21 protein-coding genes are annotated in these 23,701 nt (G+C 74.6%); 10 read left to right on the top strand and 11 right to left on the bottom strand.

Annotated elements, in window-relative coordinates:
- Positions 1-22 precede the first annotated feature (22 nt).
- Positions 23-712, bottom strand: coding sequence for a lysophospholipid acyltransferase family protein (locus AB0C04_RS08030; RefSeq protein WP_357050074.1), 690 nt, complete (start codon positions 710-712; stop codon positions 23-25).
- 407 nt (positions 713-1,119) lie between these two features.
- On the opposite strand from AB0C04_RS08030, the gene AB0C04_RS08025 reads away from it, so the two are divergent.
- Entirely contained in the window at positions 1,120-1,956 is an 837-nt protein-coding gene (locus AB0C04_RS08025) for a DUF308 domain-containing protein (RefSeq protein ID WP_357050071.1), read from the top strand.
- Positions 1,957-2,143: 187 nt separating this feature from the next.
- Entirely contained in the window at positions 2,144-3,631 is a 1,488-nt protein-coding gene (locus AB0C04_RS08020; protein WP_357050068.1) for a trehalose-6-phosphate synthase, read from the top strand.
- Positions 3,632-3,704: 73 nt separating this feature from the next.
- On the opposite strand, the gene AB0C04_RS08015 is transcribed toward AB0C04_RS08020, so the two are convergent.
- The 6 genes from AB0C04_RS08015 to AB0C04_RS07990 all read right to left on the bottom strand — a co-directional run bounded on the left by AB0C04_RS08015 (position 3,705) and on the right by AB0C04_RS07990 (position 8,949).
- On the bottom strand, positions 3,705-4,499 hold the full coding sequence (locus AB0C04_RS08015; RefSeq protein WP_357050777.1) for an alpha/beta fold hydrolase: 795 nt from the start codon (positions 4,497-4,499) through the stop codon (positions 3,705-3,707).
- 70 nt (positions 4,500-4,569) lie between these two features.
- Positions 4,570-5,970 (bottom strand): NAD(P)-binding domain-containing protein, encoded by a 1,401-nt coding sequence (locus AB0C04_RS08010; protein WP_357050065.1) that lies wholly within the window; start codon positions 5,968-5,970, stop codon positions 4,570-4,572.
- Positions 5,971-6,064: 94 nt separating this feature from the next.
- Positions 6,065-6,772 (bottom strand): endonuclease/exonuclease/phosphatase family protein, encoded by a 708-nt coding sequence (locus tag AB0C04_RS08005; protein WP_357050062.1) that lies wholly within the window; start codon positions 6,770-6,772, stop codon positions 6,065-6,067.
- A gap of 10 nt (positions 6,773-6,782) precedes the next feature.
- Positions 6,783-7,730: an ROK family glucokinase gene (locus AB0C04_RS08000; RefSeq protein ID WP_357050059.1), complete on the bottom strand. Its 948-nt coding sequence runs from the start codon at positions 7,728-7,730 to the stop codon at positions 6,783-6,785.
- A 69-nt stretch (positions 7,731-7,799) separates the two neighbouring features.
- On the bottom strand, positions 7,800-8,453 hold the full coding sequence (locus AB0C04_RS07995) for a hypothetical protein (protein WP_357050055.1): 654 nt from the start codon (positions 8,451-8,453) through the stop codon (positions 7,800-7,802).
- A gap of 40 nt (positions 8,454-8,493) precedes the next feature.
- Positions 8,494-8,949, bottom strand: a complete 456-nt coding sequence (locus AB0C04_RS07990; RefSeq protein ID WP_357050052.1) for an SRPBCC family protein — start codon at positions 8,947-8,949, stop codon at positions 8,494-8,496.
- A 165-nt stretch (positions 8,950-9,114) separates the two neighbouring features.
- On the opposite strand from AB0C04_RS07990, the gene AB0C04_RS07985 reads away from it, so the two are divergent.
- From AB0C04_RS07985 to AB0C04_RS07955, 7 genes are all read left to right on the top strand, one after another.
- Positions 9,115-10,923, top strand: a complete 1,809-nt coding sequence (locus AB0C04_RS07985; protein ID WP_357050049.1) for an AMP-dependent synthetase/ligase — start codon at positions 9,115-9,117, stop codon at positions 10,921-10,923.
- Between the two features lie 14 nt (positions 10,924-10,937).
- Entirely contained in the window at positions 10,938-12,629 is a 1,692-nt protein-coding gene (locus AB0C04_RS07980; RefSeq protein WP_357050046.1) for a GAF domain-containing sensor histidine kinase, read from the top strand.
- Between the two features lie 7 nt (positions 12,630-12,636).
- Positions 12,637-13,305, top strand: a complete 669-nt coding sequence (locus tag AB0C04_RS07975; RefSeq protein ID WP_007072219.1) for a response regulator transcription factor — start codon at positions 12,637-12,639, stop codon at positions 13,303-13,305.
- A 203-nt stretch (positions 13,306-13,508) separates the two neighbouring features.
- Positions 13,509-14,318 (top strand): SAM-dependent methyltransferase, encoded by an 810-nt coding sequence (locus AB0C04_RS07970; RefSeq protein ID WP_357050043.1) that lies wholly within the window; start codon positions 13,509-13,511, stop codon positions 14,316-14,318.
- 88 nt (positions 14,319-14,406) lie between these two features.
- Complete coding sequence (locus tag AB0C04_RS07965) at positions 14,407-16,077, top strand: bifunctional diguanylate cyclase/phosphodiesterase (RefSeq protein WP_357050774.1); 1,671 nt, start codon at positions 14,407-14,409, stop codon at positions 16,075-16,077.
- A 33-nt stretch (positions 16,078-16,110) separates the two neighbouring features.
- Positions 16,111-16,689, top strand: a complete 579-nt coding sequence (locus AB0C04_RS07960) for a TetR/AcrR family transcriptional regulator (RefSeq protein ID WP_357050040.1) — start codon at positions 16,111-16,113, stop codon at positions 16,687-16,689.
- 20 nt (positions 16,690-16,709) lie between these two features.
- The gene (locus AB0C04_RS07955; RefSeq protein ID WP_357050037.1) at positions 16,710-17,381 is read left to right on the top strand and encodes a lysophospholipid acyltransferase family protein; all 672 of its coding nucleotides are present in this window, start codon (positions 16,710-16,712) and stop codon (positions 17,379-17,381) included.
- A 15-nt stretch (positions 17,382-17,396) separates the two neighbouring features.
- On the opposite strand, the gene AB0C04_RS07950 is transcribed toward AB0C04_RS07955, so the two are convergent.
- From AB0C04_RS07950 to AB0C04_RS07935, 4 genes are all read right to left on the bottom strand, one after another.
- The gene (locus AB0C04_RS07950; RefSeq protein WP_357050034.1) at positions 17,397-18,521 is read right to left on the bottom strand and encodes a glycosyltransferase family 4 protein; all 1,125 of its coding nucleotides are present in this window, start codon (positions 18,519-18,521) and stop codon (positions 17,397-17,399) included.
- Complete coding sequence (locus AB0C04_RS07945; protein ID WP_357050031.1) at positions 18,518-19,777, bottom strand: M48 family metallopeptidase; 1,260 nt, start codon at positions 19,775-19,777, stop codon at positions 18,518-18,520. Before AB0C04_RS07945 ends, AB0C04_RS07950 begins: the two co-directional genes overlap by 4 nt.
- Before the next feature lie 172 nt (positions 19,778-19,949).
- Positions 19,950-20,168 carry a hypothetical protein gene (locus AB0C04_RS07940; protein ID WP_350872279.1) on the bottom strand — a complete coding sequence of 73 codons (219 nt, stop codon included), beginning with the start codon at positions 20,166-20,168 and terminating at the stop codon, positions 19,950-19,952.
- 151 nt (positions 20,169-20,319) lie between these two features.
- A complete protein-coding gene (locus tag AB0C04_RS07935) occupies positions 20,320-21,816 on the bottom strand; it encodes an NYN domain-containing protein (RefSeq protein ID WP_357050027.1) in 1,497 nt (498 codons plus the stop codon).
- 127 nt (positions 21,817-21,943) lie between these two features.
- On the opposite strand from AB0C04_RS07935, the gene AB0C04_RS07930 reads away from it, so the two are divergent.
- A complete protein-coding gene (locus AB0C04_RS07930) occupies positions 21,944-23,701 on the top strand; it encodes a DEDD exonuclease domain-containing protein (protein WP_357050025.1) in 1,758 nt (585 codons plus the stop codon).

The following is a 23,701-nucleotide window of genomic DNA, read 5'->3' as shown; positions in this document are numbered from 1 at the left end:
CCTCCGCGGCCGGCTGCGAGAGTCAGGCGGCGACGGGGGCGGGTTGGATCTTGAGCTTCTGGGCGTAGACGTCGACGTACTCGCGGCCGGAGAGCTCCATCAGCTCGTACATGATCTCGTCGGTGACCGCGCGCTCGACGAACCGGTCGCCGGCCAGGCCCTGGTAGCGGGAGAAGTCCAGCGGCGCCCCGAACCGGATCCGGACCCGGGCGATCTTCGGGATCAGCTTGCCGGGCGGCTGGATCTCGTCGGCGTTGAGCATCCCCACCGGCACCACCGGCGCGCCGCTCTCCAGAGCCAGCCGGGCCACGCCGGTCTTGCCCCGGTAGAGCCGCCCGTCCGGGGAGCGGGTGCCCTCCGGGTAGATGCCGGCGATCCCGCCGGCCCGCAGCACCTGCAACTGGGTGTCCAGCGCGGCCCGGGCCGCCTTGCCGCCGGAGCGGTCGACCGGGATGGTGCCGCTGCTGACGAAGAACATCTTGGTCAGCCACCCCCTGATGCCCTTGCCGGTGAAGTACTCGGCCTTGGCGACGAAGGTGACCCTCCGCTTGACGATCAACGGCGTGAAGATCGAGTCGGAGAAGGAGAGGTGGTTGCTGGCCAGGATGACCGGGCCGGAGGCCGGCACGTGGTGCAGCCCTTCGACCTGCGGCCGGAAGATCAACCTCAGTAGCGGGCCGAGCACGACGTACTTCATCAGCCAGTAGAACACCGGCGTCCTTTCCCAGTGGCGGTCACGACGGCACCGGCGCAGCCCCGCGCCGCGAATGGCGCCGCCGTCGCGGACGAGCCTACGAAGCGCGGGCGCTCGCCACAATGGACGTCCGTCCCGACCAGCGACGTAGATCGACTCGGCTCCACCGCGACCGGGGTACGCCGCCACCGGCCGCCGGTGGCCGGTTGACGACCAGGAGAGCGGGTAGTCACCTGCCGCGTTCTGCGCACAAACGGACATACGGCCCCGGCCACGACCAGCGGGACGGCCGCTCACTTTGGAAGACGCGACACAACGCACTCCCGGAACCGGGCCCTGACGTGTCACGATTCAGGGCACGGCGTGCGCACACGCCGAGGGGGCTGGGGCGGCCGCGCCGGCAGGCGCGTTGAGGAGGGTGTCCGGTGTCAGCGGGTGGGGCCCGCCGGGGGCGGCGGGACAACGGGCTCGACGCGAGCGAGTACGCCGTCGCTGGCGACGTGGATCCGCGCGTCGGCGAACACCTGCTGGACGTGCTGGCCGCCGGCGGCATCGCCGCCTACCTCCAACCCTCGGCCGATCTCAACCCGGTGACCCGCACGACGACCGTGCCGGCCCGGCCGGTCGACCGGCTCTACGTCGACCGCTCCCACCTCACCACCGCCCGCGACTACCTCACCCAGCTCGCCGACGAGGGCGCCCCCGAGCAGTCCCGCCCCGACGAGCCGGACATCGAGGCCGAGTGGGAGCGGATCGTCGCCGGCTACCACGCCACCCCCAGCACCGGCGACAACCCCTGGCCGGCCGCCGAGGACGTCGACGACCCGGCCGAGCCGACCGGCGGCCCGCTGGCCACCCGGGCCGACGACTCCTCGCCCACCGCGACCGACGTCCGCCGGCTCCCCTACGCCGCCGACGTCTCCGGCATCTCGGTCGGCCGCAACCCCGGGCCGGACGAGCCGTCGCTGCTCGACGGGCTGGACACCTTCGGCGCCGACCTGCCCGACGACGAGGACGAGCGCTACACCCCGCCGCCGCCCCCGCCGCTGCCCCGGGTCTCCAAGTACGCCGCGGTGGGCGTGCTCGGCGTGGTCGTCGGCTTCGTGCTCTTCCTCTTCCCCTCGCTGCTGCCGGTGGACCGCTCGGCGGTCACCCTGCTCGGGTTCACCGGCATCCTCGCCGGCTTCGTCACGCTGATCTGGCGGCTGCGCCCCGGTGGCGACGACGACGAGCGCGATCCGGACGACGGCGCGGTGGTCTGAACCGGCCGGGTACGCCCCGCCACCGGCGGGTGACCGACCGCATACCGGGACGGCGACGGTCCACCGTCGGCGTGACAGTGGTGTAACTTACGGTCAGTAGGAATACCGCCGTACGTCACTTACCCCGCTGACTGACCGGTTTTTCCTTGCTCGTGGCGGTCGGTCTCTGCTGATCGGAATGCCCGAGATGCGACAGAGTTCCCTCGTGGTGGTGGCCAACCGCCTCCCCATCGACGACAACCTGGCCCTGGACGGCGCCTGCGAATGGCGACGCAGCCCCGGCGGCCTGGTCAGCGCGCTGCACCCGCTGCTGCGGCACACCCCGGCGACCTGGGTCGGCTGGGCCGGCGGCACCGGCCCCGCCCCGACCCTGCCCGACGTCGACGGCGTCCGGATGCGCGCGGTGCCGCTCGACCAGGACGACCTGCGCGACCACTACGAGGGGTTCGCCAACGCGACACTCTGGCCGCTCTACCACGACGCGGTCGAGCAGCCTCAGCACCACCGGCGCTGGTGGGAGGCGTACCAGCGGGTCAACCAGCGGTTCGCCGAGACCACCGCGGAGGTCGCCGAGCCGGGCTCGGTGGTCTGGGTGCAGGACTACCACCTGCACCTGGTGCCAGGCCTGCTCCGGGCGCTGCGGCCGGACCTGCGGATCGGCTTCTTCCTGCACGTGCCGTTCCCGCCGCCGGAGCTGTTCATGCAGCTCCCCCGCCGGGCCGAGCTGCTGCGCGGCATGCTCGGCGCCGACCTGGTCGGCTTCCAACGGGCTCAGGCCGCGCACAACTTCGCCCAGCTGGTGACCAAGGTGCTGGGCCTGCCGGCCACCGACCGGCGGATCGGCATCGACGACCGGGTGGTCCGCATCGGCGCGTTCCCGGTCTCCATCGACACCGCCGAGATGGCCGCGCTGGCCGCCCGGCCCGAGGTGGCCGCCCGGGCCCGCCGGCTGCGGCAGGACCTCGGCAGCCCCGAGCACGTCATCCTCAGCGTCGACCGGATGGACTACACCAAGGGCATCGAGCAGCGGCTCAAGGCGTACAGCGAGCTGCTGGTCAGCGGGCACGTGAAGGTCCGCGACACGGTGCTGGTGCAGGTCGCGGTGCCGAGCCGGGAACGGGTCGGCCAGTACCAGATCCTGCGCGAGCGGGTGGAGCGCGAGGTCGGCCGGATCAACGGCGAGTTCGGCCGGGTCGGTGAGCCGGCCATCCACTACCTGACCCAGCCGTTCGACCGGGCCGAGCTGGCCGCCCTCTACCGGGTCGCCGACGTGATGGCGGTGACCCCGCTGCGCGACGGGATGAACCTGGTGGCCAAGGAGTACGTGGCAGCCCGGGTCGACGACGCCGGGGCTCTGCTGCTCAGCGAGTTCGCCGGCACCGCCGCCGAGCTGTCCCAGGCGTACCTGGTGAACCCGCACGACTTGGAGGGGCTGAAGCAGGGGCTGCTCGCGGCGCTGCACGCCGCCCCGGCCGACGTGACCGAGCGGATGCGGGCCATGCGCGCGCACCTGCACCGGCACGACATCCGCGCCTGGGCCCGCTCCTACCTGACCGCTCTGGACCAGTCCGGCGCGCTGGTCGACCGGCTCACCAGCACCGGCGACGACTCCCCGGTGCTGCCCAGCCAGCCCGACCGCTCGGCCGCCCGGGCCGAACGTCGCACCGGCCGCTGAGCGCGAACCCGCTCCGGCGACCACCCCCGGCCGCCCCGGGGTGCCTGGTTCGACCGGCCGGGGCCAACGGGGCTCAGTGAGCGATCGTCTCCTTCTCCAGCCAGTCGAGCAGGGCGTCGATCGGCTCCCGCCAGCGGGCGTCGAGCATCAGGTCGTGCCCCATGCCGGGAAAGAGCAGCGGTGCCGAGCCGTAGCGGCGGGCGACCCGGTTCAGCGCGCCGGCCGGCACCACCCGGTCGTCGGGGCTGCCCAGCACCAGCACCGACGGCGCGCCGACCGCCGGCTCCGGGTCGGTCTGGGTCAGCAGCTGCCACTGGGCCCGTCGGCCCGCCCGGCCGAGCCGACCGGCGTACCGCCGGGCGTCGGCGTCGGGCAGCTCCCGGCTGAACAGCTGGCCGCGGCTGAGCCGCAGCCGGCCGCCCACGACCGCCGGCAGAGTGCCGGCCGGGTTGCGGCGCAGCGCCGCGCCGAGCGTCCCCCAGCCGCCGAAGACCGGCGCCACCAGCACCGCCGCCCGGGCCGGGTAGCGGGCCAGCGCGTGCGCCACCACCAGCGCGCCGGCGCCGTGCCCGACCAGCACCGTCTGGCGGGGCAGGCCCGCGGCCACCTGCACCACGTCGTGCACGTACGCCCGCAGCGTCGCCTCCGGCGCCGGTTCGCTGCCGCCGTGCCCGCGCAGGCTCACCGCGTGCGCCGGGAAGCCGCGCGACGCGGCATGCCCCAGCCAGTGCTCGGCGAACGCCCACGCCCCGTGCCCGAAGCCCGGTACGAAGAGCAGCGGCGGTCGCCCCTCCTCCAACTCGGGGGTGGCGCTGAGCACCTCACGTCGGGCCGGGCGGACCGGCCGCGCCCACTCCCGCCCCCGCATGATCCGCACGTCGCTCACGTGAGTCGCCCTCCGTTCGCGACTGCGGGGCTCGCAAGCTCACTCCTCGCGCTCACTTGTTCTCCAAGGTGTCGAGGGCGCGCTGGAGGGCGCGCAGGTAGTCGGCGTGGCCGACCTCGAACCAGTGCCGGCTACTCTCCTTGACCTGCCCGGAGTAGCGCTCCCCCGCCCGGGCCTGCGTCGCCGCGGCGAACGCGGACGCCCGCTCGGGGCGGGTGCGGCGCACCTGGAGCAGCCGGGCGAAGAGCACCGCCTGCCAGTGCGACAGGGTGAAGACGCCCGAGTCCGGCTGCAGCAGGCCGACCACGGCCAGCGTCGGGTGGCCCGGCGCGAACGCGTTGAGCCAGAGCGTCGGCCGGCCGGTGCCGGAATCGTCGCCGAGCACCTTCGGGTCGAGGAACTCGAAGCGGGGCAGGTAGCCGGTGGCGAAGACGACCAACTCCGGCTCGAGCTGCCGGCCGTCGGTGAGCTCCACGCCGTACGGGCCGAACCGGGCGACGTCCGGCACGGGCGTGATCGCGCCGTGCCCGACGTGGTAGACGAGCTGGCTGTTCGCGATCGGGTGCGTCTCGTAGACCCGGTGGTCCGGCTTCGGCAGGCCGAACCGGGTCAGGTCGCCGACGGTGAGCCGCAGCGTCCAGTGGTAGAGCCACTGCCGCATCCGCAGCGGCACGCGCAGCGCCAGCAGGGCGTCGTTGACCTGGTCGGCGGGGCGACCGAGGACGTACTTCGGGGCGTACCAGTAGCCGCGCCGGGTGGAGTGCCAGCAGTGCGACGCCTGCTGGGCGGCCTCCACGGCGATGTCGCAGCCGGTGTTGCCGGCGCCCACCACCAGCACCCGCTTGCCGCGCAGCTGAGCCGGATCCTTGTAGGAGGAGGCGTGCATGACCTCGCCGCGGAACTCGGCCAGCCCCTCGTAGTCGGGCAGCTTCGGCGACCAGTTGTGCCCGTTGGCCACCACCACGGCGGCGTAGCGGGAGGTGCGTTCCGGGCCGTAGCCGCCGGTGCTGCGGGTGGTGACGTCCCAGCGGTCGCCCTCGACGGGCTCGACCCGGATCACCTCGGTGCCGAACCAGATGTGCGAGCGCAGGTCGAAGTGGTCGGCGTACCGCTCGAAGTAGGCCAGCAACCGGCTGTGGTGCGGGTAGTCGGGCCAGGAGTCCGGCATCGGGAAGTCGGGGAACTGGGTGAACGGCCGGGATGAGATCAGGTGCGTGCTGGCGTAGACCGGGCTTCGGTCGTGCCGCCAGTTCCACGCCCCGCCCACGCCGGTCTCCCGCTCGTAGCAGTCGACGCCGAAGCCGTGCTCCTTGAGGTTCTTCACGGCGGTCAGGCCGCTGGCCCCGGCGCCGATGACGCAGACCGTGTCGCCCCGGTCGGAGACCGGGCGGCCGTCGCGGTTCAGGGCGAGCGTGGTCGCCTCCGGATCGGGCCGGTCGGTGGAGGTGGACACCGGGATATCTCCTTTGTGCGGCACGGATGCCGGGTCGCCGCGAAATCCTCTCCACATCGGAGCCGGTTGTCCAGCCCCGGATGGGCGGTGTGGGTCAGTCGGCGACCGGCAGCAGCAGGTCGACCAGGACCGGGAAGTGGTCGCTTGCCCGCCGGGTCTGCGGGGTGTCCACCACGTCGTAGTCGACCACCGTGATGCTCGGATCGACGAAGAGCGCGTCGATGCGCCGGCGCGGGTCGGCGCAGGAGTAGGTGAGCCGGTCGGCCCGGTCCGCCGCGACCGCCGCGTCGGTCAGCCCGCGCGCCACGGTGGCCCAGGCCGGGCCGTCCGGCCCCTCGTTGAGGTCGGCGCCGGCGACCACCGGGGCGCCGGCGGCGTCCAGCTCCCGCTTGAGCAGGGCGGCCTGCGCCGGGCGCTCGGCGGGGTCGGTGGAGAGGTGCGAGCCGACCAGGGTGAACCGGGCGCCGCCGGCGACCACGCACTCGGCGTACGCGGCGCCGCGCAGGTGCCGACCGGGGGTGAGCGGGAAGCGCTGGCACCGGGTGGCCGTGACCCGGACCCGCAGGCTGGTCAGCAGCAGGTTGCCCAGCGCGGGCAGGCCACCGGCGGCCACCACCAGGCCGAACGACTCGGCCAGCGTGGCGGACTTCTGCCGCCAACGGAAGCGCCGCGGCCCCTCCTGCACGATCACCACGTCCGGGGCCGCGGCCCGGACCACCGCGGCCAGCGCGGCCGTGTCGTCCCGCTGACTGTGGATGTTGTACGAGACGACCCGCAGCGGCACGCCGGAGCTCTGCGTCACGCCGCGCGCCTCAGATCCGGCGAGCCAGGTCGGCGGCGCCGATCACCCCGGCACGGTTGCCAAGCTCGGCCGGGAGGATCTCGGCGACCGGGAGCCGGCTGCGCTGGGCGAGCGACTCGGTGAACGACCGGCGGGTCGGGCCCATCAGCAGGTCGCCGGCGTCGATCACGCCGCCGCCGACGACGAGCACCTGCGGGTCGAGGATCTGCGCCATGTCCGCGAGGCTGGTGCCGAGCCAGCGGCCGACCTGGGCGAACGCCTCGGCGGAGATGGGGTCGCCGCCCTTGGCCGCCGCGGTCACCATCGGGCCGGTGATCGCCTCGGCCTCCCCGCCGGCCAGCTCCAGCAGCGCGGCGGCCCGGTTCGGCTCCTGGCGGGCGGCGGCCCGGGCGAACCGCACCAGGGCGCTGCCGCTGGCGTACTGCTCGATGCAGCCGAGCCGGCCACAGCCGCACTGGTGGCCGTCCGGCACGGTCAGCATGTGACCCAGCTCCGCGGCGACGCCGTGCGCGCCACGGACCAGCTCACCGCCGAGCACGATGCCGCCACCCACGCCGGTGCCGATGGTGAACATGACCATCGAGTCGTCGGCCTGCCGGGCCGCGCCGTAGCGGAACTCGGCCCAGGCCGCGACGTTGCCGTCGTTCTCCACGATCACCGGCAGGCCGACCACCTTGCTCACGTACTCGCGCAGTGGCTCGTCCCGCCAGGCCAGGTTGGGCGCGAACTGCACGATGGAGCGGGTGGCGTCGATCCAGCCGGCCGCGCCGATGCCGACCGCCTCGATGGACCGTCCGGCGGCCAACTCGGTGACCAGGTCGGTGATGACGTCGCGGGTCTTGGCGACGTCATCGGCGGGAGTGTCCCGTCGGCCTTGCACGAGCACCGTGCCGGTGGCGTCGACGACACCGCCGGCCACCTTCGTGCCACCGACGTCGATCCCGATGGTCAGCGTCACCGCCGCCACTCCCCTCTGCTGTGCTGTCCGGCACCCACCGCCCGTGGCCGGTGCTGCGGGATGTTCCTGTCAGGCCCCGTCGCCTGGTGCGTCCGCGCCGACGTCACCGGGGGCCCGCGAGGCGGGCACCACGGGTCGGTCGGTCGTCGCCCGGACGGTCGCCGGGCCGGCCGGCCCGGCCTGCTCGACAGGCGGTCCGGCGGCGGCCGGGGCGGCGGTCTCCTCCGCCCGGGTCGCGGCGGACCAGACGTCCCGCTCCGGCGCCGGCTGAGAATCATGCCCGCTGCGGGTGGCTTCGCGCCAGACGTGATCGTCGGCGGGGCCGGCCGGGGCCGGCGTCGCGCCGGCGGGCTGGTCGCCGGCGGGCGGCGGAGGCGGGGTCGCGGAGGCGAAAGCGCGCAGCAGACTGGCCACCCCGGCGGCCAGATCGCCGGCTCCGGTGGCGAGCCGCTCGGCGAATTCCGGACTCGGATCCCGCAGCGCGGCGATACCCCGACAGACCGGGCAGACACAGCATTCGGCGCTACCGGTGGCGAAACCGTTACCGGTCGGATGGTTGGCCCCATCCGGCGCACTGTGACCGAAGACACTGGAGACGATCCCACCGAGCGGGCCCCAGGGCCCCGCGGACGGCCCGGCGGCGGCCAGCCGCGCGCTCGCCAGCAGCGTCGCGACCAGCCGCTCCGCCTCTTCCCGGGCCGAGCCCGGATCCGTTGCCACCATGGTCGGCTCCTCTACCGGGGCGGCCAGGCCGCCGGACGCGTCACTGCGCCGCACCGGGTGCTTCTACCCGGCGCTTGAGCTGCTTCAACGCGGTGTCCATGATCATCTTTTCGGCCTTGCGGCGAAACATGCCGAGCATCCCGACGGAGAGCTCGACCTCCAGGGTGTAGGTCACCGTGGTGCTGCCGTCCGCGTTACCGACCAGGTCGTACGACCCCCGCTGCGCCTTCTGCATCGCCGAGGGCGCCACCAGGTGCCACTCGATGCGGGACAGGTCCTCCGCGTAGGCGTACTCGAGCACGTACTCGTCGGCCATCACCGCGGCGTCGATGGTGAACCGGACCTGGCTGGCGTAGCCGTCCTCGTACTCCTCGATCACCTCCACCCGCCGCACCGCGTCGGTCCACTCCGGGTAGCGCGGGAAGTCGCAGATGACCGCCGCCACCTGCTCCGGTGGGGCGCCGATGGTGATCGACTGGGTGGAGGTGTCCGCCATGGGGGGAGGCTACCCGGCGGGTGGCACAGCGGGGCCGTCCCGCCCCCCGCCACGCCTCGGCGGGCAACCTGCCTACCCGGGCCAGCCGGCCGGACGGGTAGGTTTCGACAGAGCCGACCCTCCGGGAGCGGCCCGCCCGGCCAGTGCGAGCACGAAGGAGTGCAGGTGCGCGAGTTCTCCGTCCCGCCGATCGTCACCGTCGGCGACGCGGCCAACCTCACCGACCCGGTCTGGGAAAACGCCGAGGTGGCCCCGGAAACGGTCCAGTTCGTCCGCCCCACCGGCGCGGCGGACGGCCCGGCGTGGGCGGATGTCACCTGCCGGCAGTTCCGCGACGAGGTCGTCGCGGTGGCCCGGGGCCTGGTCGCGGCCGGTGTGCAGCCGGGCGACCGGGTCGGGTTGATGAGCCGCACCCGCTACGAGTGGACCCTGGTCGACTACGCCATCTGGGCGGCCGGCGGAGTCACCGTGCCGATCTACGAGACCTCCAGCGCCGAGCAGGCCGCCTGGATCCTCACCGACTCCGGCGCGGTCGCCTGCCTGGTGGAGAGCACCGCGCACGCGACCCTGCTGGCCGGCGTCCGGGACCGGCTGCCCGAGCTGAACCACGTGTGGCAGATCGACCTCGGCGGGGTGGACGACCTGGTCGCCGCCGGCGCCTCGGTCGACCCGGCGGAGATCGAACGACGCCGCGCCGCGGTGCACTCCGGCGACGTCGCCACCATCATCTACACCAGCGGCACCACCGGCCGGCCCAAGGGCTGCGTGATCACCCACCGGAACATGTACGCCGACATCGCCAACGCGGTGCCGGTGCTGCCGAACCTGTTCAACCCCGGCGCCTCCACCCTGCTCTTCCTCCCGCTGGCGCACGCGTTCGCCCGGCTGATCCAGATCGGCGTGGTGCAGGCCCGGGCCACCCTGCGGCACTGCGCGGACACCAGGAACCTGGTCGCCGAGCTGCAGGAGTTCCGCCCGACCTTCGTGCTCTCGGTGCCCCGGGTCTTCGAGAAGGTCTACAACGCGGCGAAGCAGAAGGCCGAGGCCGACGGCAAGGGCGGGATCTTCGCGCGCGCCGAGCAGGTCGCCATCGCGTACAGCGAGGCGCTGGAGACCCCGAACGGGCCGGGCCTCGCGCTGCGGGCCCAGCACGCCGTCTTCGACAAGCTGGTCTACCGCAAGCTGCGCGCGGCCCTCGGCGGCCGGTGCCGGGACGCGATCTCCGGCGGGGCCCCGCTCGGCGCCCGCCTCGGCCACTTCTTCCGGGGCATCGGGGTGACCGTGCTGGAGGGCTACGGGCTGACCGAGACCGCGCCGGCCGCCGCGGCGAACCTGCCCACCGGCACCCGGATCGGCACCGTCGGCCGGCCGCTGCCCGGGGTGACCGTCCGGATCGACGACGACGGCGAGATCCTCATCTCCGGCGAGCTGGTCTTCCAGGGCTACTGGCGCAACGAGGCGGCCACCGCCGAGGCGCTGACCGCCGACGGCTGGTTCCGCACCGGCGACCTGGGACAGCTCGACAACGACGGCTTCCTCACCATCACCGGCCGCAAGAAGGAGATCATCGTGACGGCGGCCGGCAAGAACGTGGCGCCGGCCGTCCTCGAGGACCAGGTCCGGGCCCATCCGCTGATCAGCCAGTGCGTCGTGGTCGGCGACCGGCAGCCGTTCGTCGCCGCGCTGGTCACCCTCGACGAGGAGGCGCTGCCCCGGTGGCTGGAGGCGGCCGGTCTCCCCGCCGACACCCTGGTCGAGGAGCTGCGCGGGCACGAGGGTCTGCGCGGCGAGATCCAGGCCGCGGTCGACGCCGCCAACCAGGCCGTCTCCAAGGCCGAGGCGATCAAGGTGTTCCGGATCCTGCCCCGCGACTTCACCGAGGCGACCGGCGAGCTGACCCCGTCGCTCAAGGTCAAGCGCCAGGTCGTGCACAAGACGTACGCGGCGGAGATCGCCGATATCTACCGAGGCTGACTACGATCCGTCACGTGCCCGCCTCGACACCCGCCCGACCCCACCCGCATCCCCTCGCCGCGGCCGCGCGACTGGTGATGCTGGCGCTGGTCGCCGTCCTGACCCTGTTCGCGACCCACGACCCGGCCCAGCTCTGGTGGATCGGGCTGCTGGCCGTCGCCGGGCTGCCCGCCCTGCTGGCGCCGCAGCACCGGCTGCTCGGCCCGCTCAGCCGGCTGGCCGAGGTGGTGGTGCTGGGACTGGCCGCCAGCCAGGTGGCGGCGGTGGCGCTGGTGGGCGGCTCGATCGACGGGCTCGGCGCGTCGGCGGTGCTGCCCTACCTGGCGGTGCCGGTGACCGTCACCGCGCTGCGCCGCCGGTTCCGCGAGGGCGCGGCGCTGCTCGGGGTGACCGCGGCGACGCTCCTGCTCAGCGGGGCGCTGACCGAGGTCGACGGGGCGCGACAGCTGGGCCAGGCGGGCTACCTGGCGGTCTGCGCGCAGTGGCTGATCCTGGCCGGGCTCGGGCTGTACGCGGCCCGCACGCTGCACCGGGTGATGCAGGTCCGCAACGAGGGCAAGCCGCAGCCGTACGCCGAGGCGACCCGGCTGCTGACCCAGCTGCGCACCGTCGCCCGGCAGCTGCCCGGCGCGACCCTGGACCCCGGCGGGATCTCCGAGCACCTGCTGGAGGAGCTGCGTACCGTCGCGCCGAGCCACCGGGCCGCGGTGCTCTCCGCCAGCGGCGGCGGCCGGCTGGTGGTGCTCGCCCAGGTCGGCGTCGACCGGGTGGACTGGGAGACCACGCTCGACGCGGACTCGGCGATCGCCGACGCGTGGGCCAGCCAGCAGGCGCAGACGGCGGCCCGCTCGCAGGCCCGCTCGCACCCCGGCGGTGACGTCTCCGCGCTGATCGTGCCGCTGGTCGCGGGCGTGCGTACGGTCGGCCTGGTCGTGCTGGAGGCCGACGCGGCGCACGCCTATCCGGCGGCGGTGGTGTCTCGGGTGACCGCGTTGACCGGCCCGGCCGCGCTGCGACTGGAGGCCGCGCTCCTCTTCGACGAGGTGCGCTCGCTGGCCACCAACGAGGAGCGGCAGCGGCTGGCCCGGGAGATCCACGACGGGGTCGCCCAGGAGCTGGTGATGGTCGGCTACGGCATCGACAACGCGCTGGCCACCGTCTTCGACGACGCCGAGGAGACCGCCGAGGCGCTGCGCACCCTGCGCGCCGAGGTGACCCGGGTGATCACCGAGCTGCGGCTGAGCCTCTTCGAGCTGCGCAGCGAGGTGGACCGGCACGGCGGTCTGGCCGCGGCGATCGCCGAGTACGCCCGCACGGTCGGCGCGTCCGGCGGGCTACGGGTGCACCTGTCGCTGGACGAGTCCACCGCTCGGCTCCCGGCCGCCACCGAGGCCGAGTTGCTGCGCATCGCCCAGGAGGCGGTGACCAACGCGCGCAAGCACGCCGGGGCGTCCAATCTCTGGGTCACCTGTGCGGTGGACCCCCCGTACGCGCAGATTGAAGTGTCGGATGACGGTCACGGGATCGCTGACCAGCGCCCCGACGGGCGGTACGGTCTTGCGATCATGGCCGAGAGGGCGGAACGTATCCGGGGCCGGTTGGAGATCCGCCCGCGGCAACCGAGCGGCACGACCGTGGCGGTGGTTCTCGGTACCTCGCCCCGGCGCGATAACGTGCGCGGTAGCGCAGCAGCAGAAGGGGAGTAACCCGAGGATGACCACCAGTCCGACACCGGCCACCCGCACCAAGGTCCTCCTTGTCGACGATCACGACCTGATCCGCAAGGGCCTGCGGCACGCGTTCGAGCGTGACCGCCAGTTCGAGGTCGTCGGCGAGGCCGCCACGGCGGCGGAGGGGGTACGCCAGGCCGGTGCGCTCCAGCCGGACGTGGTGATCATGGATCTGCGGCTGCCCGACGGCAGCGGCCTCGAGGCCACCCGGGCGCTGCGCAAGTCCAGCGCCTCGATGGGCATCGTGGTGCTCACCATGTACGCCGGCGACGACCAGCTCTTCGGCGCGCTCGAGGCCGGGGCCAGCGCCTTCGTGCCGAAGACCGCGCCGGCCGACGAGGTGGTGGCCGCCGCCCGGCACGCCGCCTCCTCCCCCAGCGCGTTCACCGCGGCCGACCTGGCCGAGGCGATGAAGCGCCGGCTGGCCCCGTCCGGGCCGCAGCTCTCGCCGCGCGAGGGGCAGGTGCTGCGGCTGCTCGCCGACGGCATGAGCGTGGCCGGCATCGCCAAGCAGCTCTTCGTCAGCGAGTCCACCGCCAAGACCCACATCTCGAAGCTCTACGAGAAGCTGGGCGCGGCCAACCGGGCCCAGGCGCTGATGACCGCGCTGCGGCTCGGCCTGCTCGAGGCGCCGGACGCCCCGAAGTTCTGACCCGCCCCGCCCGCCCCGAGCGGCGGGTGGCTCACCCACGATCCGAAATCCGCGTCGGCCGTCGGCCGACGCGGATTTCGCATATCGACCGATCTCCGTGCCGCGGTGCCGACGCGCTATGGTCTCCCGGGCACTCGCCGGGGCAGAATACCGCGGTGGTCCGCGGGCAGCGCCGCCCGCGCCGTCGACACGAGGGGTGAGGCATGCAGCGGCCGAACTGGGCACCCGAGAGCATCGACATCGAACGCCCGAGCGTGGCCCGCATGTACGACTACTACCTCGGCGGCTCGCACAACTTCGCCGCCGACCGGGCCGCCGCGCAGGCGATGGTGGCCGCGGTGCCCGAGGCGCCGCTGATGGCCCAGGCCAACCGGGCGTTCCTGCGCCGGGCGGTGCAGTACCTCACCGACGCCGGGGTCCGGCAGTTCCTCGACATCGGCTCGGGCATCCCGACGGTCGGCAACGTGCACGAGATCGCCCAGCGCAACGCCCCGGAGTCCCGGGTGGTCTATGTGGACGTCGACCCGGTGGCGGTGGCGCACAGCCGGGAGATCCTCGACGGCAACGAGCGGGCCACCGTGGTGCAGGAGGACCTGCGCAACCCGCGGCAGATCCTGGCCCACCCCGAGGTACGCCGCCTGATCGACTTCGACCAGCCGGTCGCCGTGATGGTCGTCGCGGTGCTGCACTTCGTCGCCGACGACGACCGGCCGGCCGAGATCCTGGCCACCCTGCGCGAGGCGCTGGCGCCCGGGAGCCACCTGGTGCTCTCGCAGGCCAGCGACGACGGGCGCAGCGAGGACGAGCGGGCCGAGGCGGAGCGGGTCTACCGGCGCACCGACAACCCGCTGTGGGTACGCAGCCGGGCCGAGCTGACCGCGCTCTTCGACGGCTTCGAGCTGATCGAGCCGGGTGTCGTCTGGGTTCCCGAGTGGCGCCCGGAGTCGCCGGACAGCGCGGAGGACGCCGAGCGGGCGGTCTTCATGGGCGGGGTCGGGCGACTCGGTGGCTGATTCGCCGGCGGCGACGAGGGCGGCGTCCCGGCCCGGGACGTTCGCCCGGGCCTGGGCCAAGGCGGTCACCGGCACCAGCTTCCTGCCGATGACCCAGGATCAGCTGGAGGCGTTGCTACAACGGCTCACCGAGCAGTTGGCCGGCGCGCTGCTGACCGAGCCGTTCGACCTGCGCCCCGGCTACCGGGTCGGCGCCGAGCTGGTCGCCAACCACATCGCCTCGGCCGAGGGGCTGGGCCGTACGGTCGAGGTGGTCCAGCTCCGGCTGGTCCGCGACCTGGGCCTGGTCGCCGACGACGTGGAGGACCGGATGGCCCGGCTGCTCGCCGCGGTGGCCACCGGCTACGCCCGGGCCCTGCGCGACCGGACCCTGGACGAGCAGGAGTCGATCCGCCGGGCCGTGATGATGGCCCGCACCCAGGCGGAGCGGGCGCTGCGGGCCAGCGAGGCGCGCTTCCGCCACCAGGCGACCCATGACCCGCTCACCGACCTGCCCAACCGCACCCTGTTCACGGAGCGGTTGACCGCCGCGCTGAACGAACCGGGCCGGGGCGCGGAGCGGATCGGGCTCTGCTTCCTGGACCTGGACCGGTTCAAGGTGGTCAACGACTCGCTCGGTCACCACATCGGCGACCGGCTGCTCACCAGGGTCGCCGAACGGCTCCGCCGGGCCCTGGACGGGCATCTGGTCGCCCGGCTCGGCGGTGACGAGTTCGTCGTCCTGGTGGAGCGCACGGGCGGCACCGACGACGTGGTCGCGGTGGCCGAAGCCGCGCTGGCCGCGGTCAGCGAGCCGGCCGTCGTGGACGGCCACGAGCTGAGCGTGACGGCGAGCATCGGCATCGTGGAGCATCAGATCGCCGGCAGCACCCCCGGCGACCTGATGCGGGCCGCCGACAGCACGCTGCACTGGGCGAAGGCTGCCGGCGGGGCCCGCTGGGCGGTTTACGACGCCGACCGCAACCGGCGCGAGCTGGCCCGCTACGCGCTCTCCGCGGCCATCCCGGCGGCGCTGGAGCGGGGCGAGTTCTACCTGGACTACCAGCCGCTGACCTCGCTGCGCGACGGCACCCTGCTGGGCGTGGAGGCGCTGGTCCGGTGGCGGCACCCGGAGCTGGGGGTGCTGCACCCGGACAGCTTCATCGGGCTGGCCGAGGAGACCGGGCTGATCGTCCCGCTCGGCGCGTGGGTGCTGGCCGAGGCCTGTCGGGAAGCGGAGCGTTGGTCGGCGCGGGGCGGGCTGGCGCCGTTCGTCAGCGTCAACCTGGCGGTGCGGCAGGTGCACCGGCCCGGCCTGGTGCAAGAGGTGCGCGGATTGTTGCAGCGCACCGGGCTGCCGCCGGAACGGCTCCAGCTGGAGATCACCGAGAGCACCATGATGAGCACCACCGGGGAGCCGGTGCGCGCCCTGCGGGTCCTCGCCGACCTGGGCGTACGGATCGCCATCGACGACTTCGGCACCGGCTACAGCAACCTGGCGTACCTGCGGGACCTGCCGGTGACGGAGCTGAAGGTGGCCGGCGAGTTCGTGGCCGGGCTGCGCGTGCCGGCGGTGGAGCCGGCGAACCGCACCGACGAGCGGATCCTCGCCTCGCTGGTGTCGCTCGCGCACGCGCTGGACCTCACGGTGACCGCCGAGGGGGTGGAGACCGTCGGGCAGGCCGAGCGGTTGCGCGCGATCGGTTGCGACGCCGGCCAGGGCTGGCACTTCGGCCGTCCCGCCCCCGCCGAGCGCATCCTGGAGCGCATCGCCGGGTAGACACCGTCTACGCCTCGCTGGTAGACAGTGTCTATGAGCGAGCAGGAGGCGAGCGTCCGGTCCCGGCTGGTCGCCGCCGGTGTGGACCTGGTGCTGCACGAGGGCCTGTCGGCGGTGTCCCTGCGCGAGATCGCCCGCCGCGCCGGCGTGTCCCACGGCGCACCCCGCCGGTACTTCCCCACCCACCTCGACCTGCTCTCCGCGATCGCGCGGGAAGGCTATGCCGATCTCGCCGCCCGGATCACCGCCACGGCGCGCGACGCCGGCCCCGCTCCGCGCGACCGGCTCGCCGCCCTCGCCCGCGGCTACCTCGACTACGCCGCCGCGCACCGCGGCATGTTCGAGTTGATGTTCCGGCACGACCTGCTGAACAGCGGCCGGCTCGGGCTCCGCGACACCAGCCTGCCGCTCTTCGCCCTGCTGGTCGACCTGGTCGCGCAGGCACGCCGGCCGACCGACGCGGCCGCCCCGGTCCTCGCCGGCGCTCTCTGGGCCAACCTGCACGGCATCGCCCAGCTCTGGGCGTGGGGCAGCCTCCAACTGGCGACCGACGCCACCGACGACGACGCGCTGCTGCGCGCGGCGCTGGACGCGCACCTCGGCCCCGCGTGACGCACCCCTGAGGAGAAGATGTGCCCCTGCTCTACGACCTCGGCAAATTGACCGTGGGCGGCGCCCTGCGGCTCGGCTGGCGCCCCCGCGTCGAAGGGCTGGCGCACCTGCCCCGGCACGGCGGCGCGATCCTCGCCGGCAACCACCTCTCGGTCGCCGACGAGCTCTTCCTGGCCACCGTCACGCCCCGGCACGTCGCCTTCTGGGCCAAGTCGGAGTACTTCTCCGGCCGGGGCCCACGCGGCTGGCTCAGCCGGCGGATCGTCAGCGGCATGAGCGCCATCCGGGTGGAGCGCGCCGGCGGCCGGGCAGTCCTCGCCGCGTTCGACGCCGCGATCCCGGTGCTGCGCGCCGGCGGCCTGGTCGCGGTCTATCCGGAGGGCACCCGCTCGCCCGACGGGCGGCTGCACCGGGGCCGCACCGGGGTGGTGCGGCTGGCCCGGGACGCCGAGGTGCCGATCATCCCGGTCGGCGTGCTCGGCACCGCGCAGGTGCTGCCCATCGACGCCCGGCTGCCCCGCCGGCACCCCGTGACGCTGCGGTTCGGGCCACCGATCCCGGTCGCCGGCCGCATCCACGGGCCGCGTGACGTCCGCGCGCTCACCGACGAGGTGATGGCGGCGATCCAACACCTGACCGGCCAGGAGTACGTCCCGCGCTACGCCCCGAAGCGGGAGACGCTCGCCGCCTGAAACCCGCCCCGCCGGTCAGCCGGCGAGCAGGGCGGCCATCCGCTGCGCCTGGGCCTCCCAGCGCCACTCCCGCTCCACCCAGGCCCGGCCGGCCGCGCCGAACTGGCGGGCCAGGTCCCGGTCGGCGAGCAGCCGGGAGACCCGGTCGGCGAGCTGGGCGACGTCGCGGCCGCGTACCACGTAGCCGGTCTCCCCCTCGCGGACCGCGTCCGGGGCGCCGCCGGAGTCGCCGGCCACCACCGGCAGGCCGGTCGCGGACGCCTCCAGGTAGACGATGCCGAGCCCCTCCACGTCCAGGCCGCGGTTGCGGGTGCGGCACGGCATCGCGTAGACGTCGCCGGCCGCGTAGTGCGCCGGCAGCTCGGCCGCCGGCACCGACCCGGTGAAGACCACGTCGCGCTCCACCCCGGTCTGCCGGGCCAGCTTCTCCAACGCGGTCCGGTAGGGTCCGCCGCCGACCACCAGCAGCGCGGCGTCGGGCACCCGGCGGCGGATCTCCGGCATCGCCCGGATCAGCATGTCCTGGCCCTTGCGCGGCACCAGCCGGGACACGCAGACCACCACCGGCCGGTCGGCCAGCCCGAGCCGCATCCGCACCGGCTCCCCGTCGACGGCCGGGTGGTAGGTGTCCACGTCGACCCCGGGTGCCAGCCGGTGCAGCTCGGTCAACCCGTGCAGCGCCCGGTCCAGCCGGGTCCGGGTGTACTCGCCGAGGTAGGTGGTGACGTCGACGCCACGGCCGATGCGGCGCAGCGCGGCCCGCGCCCCGGGCACCGCGGCCCAGCCGACCTCGTGCCCGTGCGTCTGCGCCACCACGCGTCGGATGCCGGCCCGGCGGCGCAGCCCGGCGGCGAGCAACCCGAGCGGGGCCGCCGCGCCGAACCACACCGTGTCGCAGTCGTACGCCCGGGCCAACCGGGCGGCGCGGCGGGCCACCAACGGGGTCGGCAGCAGCACCCGGGTGCGCTCCCGGATCACCTCGAACGGCTGGTCGGCGTCGAACTTCGCCGCCCCCCGCCAGCTCGACGCGTAGACCACCACCGAGCCGGAGGGCTGGCGCACCGCGAGGTTGTGCACGAAGGACTGGATCCCGCCGGGGCGGGGCGGGAAGTCGTTCGTGATCAGCAGCGTCCGGCTCATCTGCCGGCCTCCCTGGCGTAGGCGCGGGCGGCGGCCATCCGCTCGACCGTCGACGGGTGGGTGGCGGAGTAGAGGTACTCCCAGCGGGGCGGATCGGGATCGGCGAGGTTGACCGAGGCCAGCCGGCCCTGCATCGACTCGAAGGCGGCCGGATCGCCGGTCAGCGCCAGCGCGTGCGCGTCGGCGCGCGCCTCCACCCGTCGGGAGATCAGCGCCTGCACCGGCGAGGCGACCAGCCCCACCACCGTGACCAGGGCGACCAGCAGCGGGAACGCGCGCGGTTGGGCGACCGAGTCGACACCGGCCAGCCGCAGCAGCGGGGCCCACGAGCCGATCAGGTAGAGCGCCACCACCGCGGCGGCGGCGCCCAGCGCGCCGGTCAGGGTGCCCACCGTGACGTCCCGGTCCCGGGCGTGCCCCAGCTCGTGCGCGACCACGGCGGTCACCTCGGCCGGCGACGCCTCGCGCAGCAGGGTGTCGTAGACCACCACCCGACGGGTCGGCCCGAGCCCGGAGACGTAGGCGTTGACCGCTCTGGTCCGCCGGGACGCGTCGGCGACCAGCACGTCGCGTACCGGTACGCCGTCACGGGCGGCCATCGCCGTCAGCTCGCTGCGCAGCGGACCGGGCTCCATCGGGGTGAACCGGTTGAACACCGGCTCCACCAGCACCGGCAGCACGAACGAGAGCAGCACCACCAGACCAGCGGCGCCGGCCGCGCCGAACGCCCACCACCAGCGCGGCGCGAGCCGGATGACGGTGTAGAAGCCGAGCAGCGCGACCGCGCCGATCACCGCGCTCACCGCGTACGACTTGAGCAGGTCGACCAGCCAGCCGGCCCAGCCGTTGGTGCTCAGCCCGTAACGGGTGAGCACCGACTGCCGCCAGGCGGCGAACGGGAGGGTGAGCAGGTCGGCGACGAGCACCACGGCCAGGCCGCCGACGATCGCCTGGGCGGCCCAGTGCCCGCCGAACGGCCGGCCGGCCAGCTCGATCAGCCGGCTGCCCAGCGGCGTCAGCCCGAGCGCGAGGGCGACCAGCAGGCCCACCGCGAGCGACGCGTAGCCACCGGGGCGCAGCGCGGCCCGGAACTCCCGCCCGCGGGCCACCTGCTCGGCCGGTAGGTCACGCAGCGCGGCGAGCTGGTCGGCCCGGGGCGCCGGTGGCCGGTGCCAGGGGATCAGCAGCGCCACGGTGACGACCAGCGCGACGGCCAGCCCGGCCAGGGTCAGCAGCGCCCAACCGCGCGGAGTCATGCCGGCATCCCGCCGCGCGGGCGCCCGCGCCCACCCCGCCGTACCCGCGTCATCCCGCCGCTCCTCCCGCCGTGACCGCCCATCCTATGGCCCACCGGGCCGAGCGCAGCGGCGGTGCCCGATGCCTGGGCCGGGCGGCGGAGACCGGACCGCAGGGCGGCATGCCAGCGGGTCAGGCCACCCGGCGGCGGGCCGGACGGGGCCGGGCGGCGGGGCGCCGCGGGGTGGGCAGCACCTCCACCTCGAACCCGGCCCGGGCGAACACCTCGATCGCCCGGCGCTCGGCCGCGTCGAGGTCGGCGGCCGGGGACCGGTCGTCGAGCAGGGCGGTCACCAGGCAGCCGGAACAGCCGGCGCCCCGGATCTCGCACCGATCGCAGTCGATGAGCATGAAGCCTCCTGACGGGCTGCGGCGGCGGGTGCGGCGACCTCGTCGTCACCCGACCACCGTCGGTTACATCGACCGTAGTCGGGGGGTACGACAGAATCGGACAACCGGTGTGCAGCCGCACCGAACCCGATCAAGCCACCCGCCGTCTCCGTCAGGAGCGGGCCAGCCGGCGCAGCAGCGAGTCCGCGCCGAGCGGGTACGCGCCGTGCCGGCGTACCCCGTCGGCGACCTCGCGGTCGGAGGAGACCACCACCACCGGCCGGCCCGACGGCTCGGCGCGGACCAGGCGGCGGATCAGCTCGTCGGCGGTCTCGCCCTTGCGGGAGAAGAGCACCCGCACGCCGCGCGGCGCGGGTGGCAGCCCGTGCATCCGGTCGGCGCCGTCGAAGACCACCGTGACCTCGTCGCCGGTCTGCGCGGCGATCCCGCCCAGGCCGGTGATCAGGCGCTTGCGCTGCTGTTCCAGGGACATCTCGCCGAAGCCGCGCTTGGTGACGTTGTAGCCGTCCACCACCAGGTGCGCCCGGGGCAGCGCGAGCAACTGGTCCAGCCGGGCCGGGTCGTCGGTGTCCCGGGCCCGGGCGGCGGCGCCCGCACCGGTGGCGGCGGACTGGTCGGCGAACGCGTCGGCCACGAAGTCGGCGGGCAGCTTGTCGACCGGGTCCAGGGCGAGTTCCCGGCGCAACCCGACGGCGGCCTGGCCGATGGTCTCCAGCAGCAGCCAGAGCCGGGCGTCGTCGACCGAGCGCGCCTCCTTGGCGCTGGCCCGGGCCACCCCGGCGGCGGCCTCCGCCTCGGCCAGTCGGGCCCGGGCCCGGCGCAGCTCGGCGTCGACGTCGGCGGTCGCCCGGGCCGCCCGACCCCGCTCGGTGGCGAGCAGCTCGTTGGCCCGGCGCTCCCGGGCCTGGGTCTCCCGCAGCGAACGGGCCAGCTGTCGGGACTCCTCGCGCAACTGGCCGAGCTCCTCGCGGACCCGGGCCAGCTCGTCGCGGAGCTTCTCGGCCTCGACCCGGGCCACCGCCCGGTCGTGCTCGGCCCGGGTGGCCCGCTGCTCGGCCTCGCGCACCAACTCGGCGACCACCGCGCTGTCGACCTCGGCCCGGACCGCGGCGCCACTCGCCTCGATCAGCTCGCGCCAGCCCCGCGGCCGGGCCAGGTAGGCCAGCGCGGCCACCTCGACCGGGTCGGCGGCGGCCGGAGCGGTGCCGTCGACCACGGCCGCGCCGAGGTCACCGGCGTCGGCGAGCACCCGGGCGGTGACCCGTTGCCGGAAGAGCGGGTCGGCGGTGAGCTGGGCGGCGATCGCCGGCGCGCCGAGGCGGGCCCGCCGGTTGGGGGCGAACTTGGCCACCCGGCGCAGCGGCACCGGCACCTCGTCGAGCGGGAGCCCGGGCAGCACTGCGGCGGTGAGCGTCACGATCCGCTGGCGTACCGGCTCGGGGAGGGTCGGCTCCGGCTCGGGCGCGGCGCCCTCCGGGCCCGGACCGGCGGCACCCGCGCCCGGTTCGGCGTCGTCCGGGTCGCGCTCAGGGGCCGGGACCGGGTCGCCGGGCGTCGGGACGGCCCCGTCGAGGTCAGCGGCGTTGCCCCCGGCGGCGACCTGGTCCTCCGGCTGGAGGTGGTCGTCGTAAGGCTCGGTGAGGGGCATGTGGCAAGTCTCCCACCGCGACCGGGCCCACCGCCTGGTGAGTGAGCCGATCTCTCATCCTACCCGCGTGGTGAATGGTGGGGCAGCTGGGACGGGAGTGTCGGACCGGGACGCTAGCGTGCCGCGGATGGCACAGGCGGAGTACGTCCAGCAGGCGCTGGCCGGTCTCGACCCCACCGCGGGGGGTGGGATCGACCCGGCCCTGCCGCTCTACGCGACCACCTTCGTGGTGGTCGACCTGGAGACCACCGGCGGCGCCCCGGACGGCGGCGGGATCACCGAGATCGGCGCGGTCAAGGTGCGCGGCGGCGAGCAACTGGGCGTGCTCGCCACCCTGGTCAACCCGGGCGAGCCGATTCCGCCGTTCATCACCGTGCTGACCGGCATCACCCAGGCCATGCTGGTGCCGGCGCCGCCGATCGAGCAGGTGCTGCCGAGCTTCCTGGAGTTCATCGCCGACGCCGTGCTGGTGGCCCACAACGCGCCCTACGACGTCGGGTTCCTCAAGGCGGCCTGCGCCCGGCACGGCTACCGCTGGCCCAACCCCCGCGTGCTCGACACCGCCGCGCTGGCCCGTCGGGTGCTCACCCGCGACGAGGTGCCCAACCGCAAGCTGGGCACCCTGGCCGCCTACTTCCGCACCGCCACCCAGCCGACCCACCGCGCGCTCGACGACGCCAAGGCCACCGTCGACGTGCTGCACGGCCTGATCGCGCGCCTCGGCGGGCACCGGGTCGACACCATCGGCGACGCCATCGAGTTCGCCCGGGCGGTCACCCCCACCCAGCGCCGCAAGCGGCACCTGGCTGAGGGGTTGCCGAAGGCGCCCGGGGTCTACATCTTCCGGGCCGCCGACGACCGGCCGCTCTACGTCGGCACCTCCGGTGACATCGCCACGCGGGTGCGCAGCTACTTCACCGCCGCCGAGAAGCGCGCCCGGATCTCCGAGATGCTCGCCGCCGCCGAGCGGGTCGAGGCGGTGGAGTGCGCGCACTCGCTGGAGGCCGAGGTCCGCGAGCTGCGGCTGATCGCCGCGCACGCGCCGCCCTACAACCGCCGGTCGAAATATCCCGAGCGGATGGTCTGGCTCAAGCTCACCGACGAGCACTACCCCCGGCTGTCGGTGGTCCGCGACATCTCCCCCGCCGACCAGGCCTACCTCGGGCCGTTCACCTCCCGGCGCTCCGCCGAGCTGGCCGCGGCGGGCTTCCACGACGCGGTGCCGCTGCGTCAGTGCACCCACCGGCTCTCCCTGCGTACCGTCACGCCGGCCTGCGCGCTGGCCGAGCTGGGTCGCTGCCCGGCGCCCTGCGAGCATCAGATCACCCCCGAGGAGTACGACCACCGCGCCGCGGCCCCGTTCCGCACCGCGACCGCAGACGATCCACAGGTGGTGGTGGACGCGCTGCTGGCCCGGATCGAGGTGCTCGCCCACGACCAGCGCTACGAGGAGGCCGCCGTGGTCCGCGCCCGGCTGGTCGCGGTGCTGCGGGCCGCGGTACGGATGCAGCGACTCGCCGCCCTGACCGGGATCGCCGAGCTGGCCGCCGCCCGGCCGGCGGCGGGCGGCGGCTGGGAGCTGGCGCTGGTCCGGCACGGCCGGCTGGCCGGCGCCGGGGTGTCCCCGGCCGGCGTTCATCCACGACCGACGCTGGCCGCCATCCGGGCCACCGCCGAGACGGTCCCGGCCGGGCACGGCCCGGTCCCCCGGGCCACCGCCGAGGAGTCCGAACGGATCCTGTCCTGGTTGGAGCGACCGGAGACCCGGCTGGTCGAGATGTCCTCCGGATGGTCATCCCCGGTCCGTGGCGCGGCCCGGTTCCGCGACCTGCTGGCCAAGGCCGAGGCCGCCGCGTCCCACCAACTCTCGACCGAACGCTCATGA

It is taken from the genome of Micromonospora sp. NPDC048909 (assembly GCF_040649635.1).
GTDB lineage: Bacteria > Actinomycetota > Actinomycetes > Mycobacteriales > Micromonosporaceae > Micromonospora.
The sequence above is the reverse complement of the archived record's forward strand: the minus strand, read 5'-3'. Positions and strand labels throughout refer to the sequence as shown.

Excerpts from the sequence above, each read along its gene's own strand:
- AB0C04_RS08020 (WP_357050068.1), top strand. The coding sequence starts at position 2,144 with ATGCGACAGAGTTCCCTCGTGGTGGTGGCCAACCGCCTCCCCATCGAC.
- AB0C04_RS08015 (WP_357050777.1), bottom strand. The coding sequence starts at position 4,499 with ATGCGGGGGCGGGAGTGGGCGCGGCCGGTCCGCCCGGCCCGACGTGAG.
- AB0C04_RS07995 (WP_357050055.1), bottom strand. The coding sequence starts at position 8,453 with ATGGTGGCAACGGATCCGGGCTCGGCCCGGGAAGAGGCGGAGCGGCTG.
- AB0C04_RS07990 (WP_357050052.1), bottom strand. The coding sequence starts at position 8,949 with ATGGCGGACACCTCCACCCAGTCGATCACCATCGGCGCCCCACCGGAG.
- AB0C04_RS07975 (WP_007072219.1), top strand. The coding sequence starts at position 12,637 with ATGACCACCAGTCCGACACCGGCCACCCGCACCAAGGTCCTCCTTGTC.
- AB0C04_RS07970 (WP_357050043.1), top strand. The coding sequence starts at position 13,509 with ATGCAGCGGCCGAACTGGGCACCCGAGAGCATCGACATCGAACGCCCG.
- AB0C04_RS07965 (WP_357050774.1), top strand. The coding sequence starts at position 14,407 with ATGACCCAGGATCAGCTGGAGGCGTTGCTACAACGGCTCACCGAGCAG.
- AB0C04_RS07960 (WP_357050040.1), top strand. The coding sequence starts at position 16,111 with ATGAGCGAGCAGGAGGCGAGCGTCCGGTCCCGGCTGGTCGCCGCCGGT.
- AB0C04_RS07950 (WP_357050034.1), bottom strand. The coding sequence starts at position 18,521 with ATGAGCCGGACGCTGCTGATCACGAACGACTTCCCGCCCCGCCCCGGC.
- AB0C04_RS07945 (WP_357050031.1), bottom strand. The coding sequence starts at position 19,777 with ATGACTCCGCGCGGTTGGGCGCTGCTGACCCTGGCCGGGCTGGCCGTC.
- AB0C04_RS07940 (WP_350872279.1), bottom strand. The coding sequence starts at position 20,168 with ATGCTCATCGACTGCGATCGGTGCGAGATCCGGGGCGCCGGCTGTTCC.
- AB0C04_RS07935 (WP_357050027.1), bottom strand. The coding sequence starts at position 21,816 with ATGCCCCTCACCGAGCCTTACGACGACCACCTCCAGCCGGAGGACCAG.
- AB0C04_RS07930 (WP_357050025.1), top strand. The coding sequence starts at position 21,944 with ATGGCACAGGCGGAGTACGTCCAGCAGGCGCTGGCCGGTCTCGACCCC.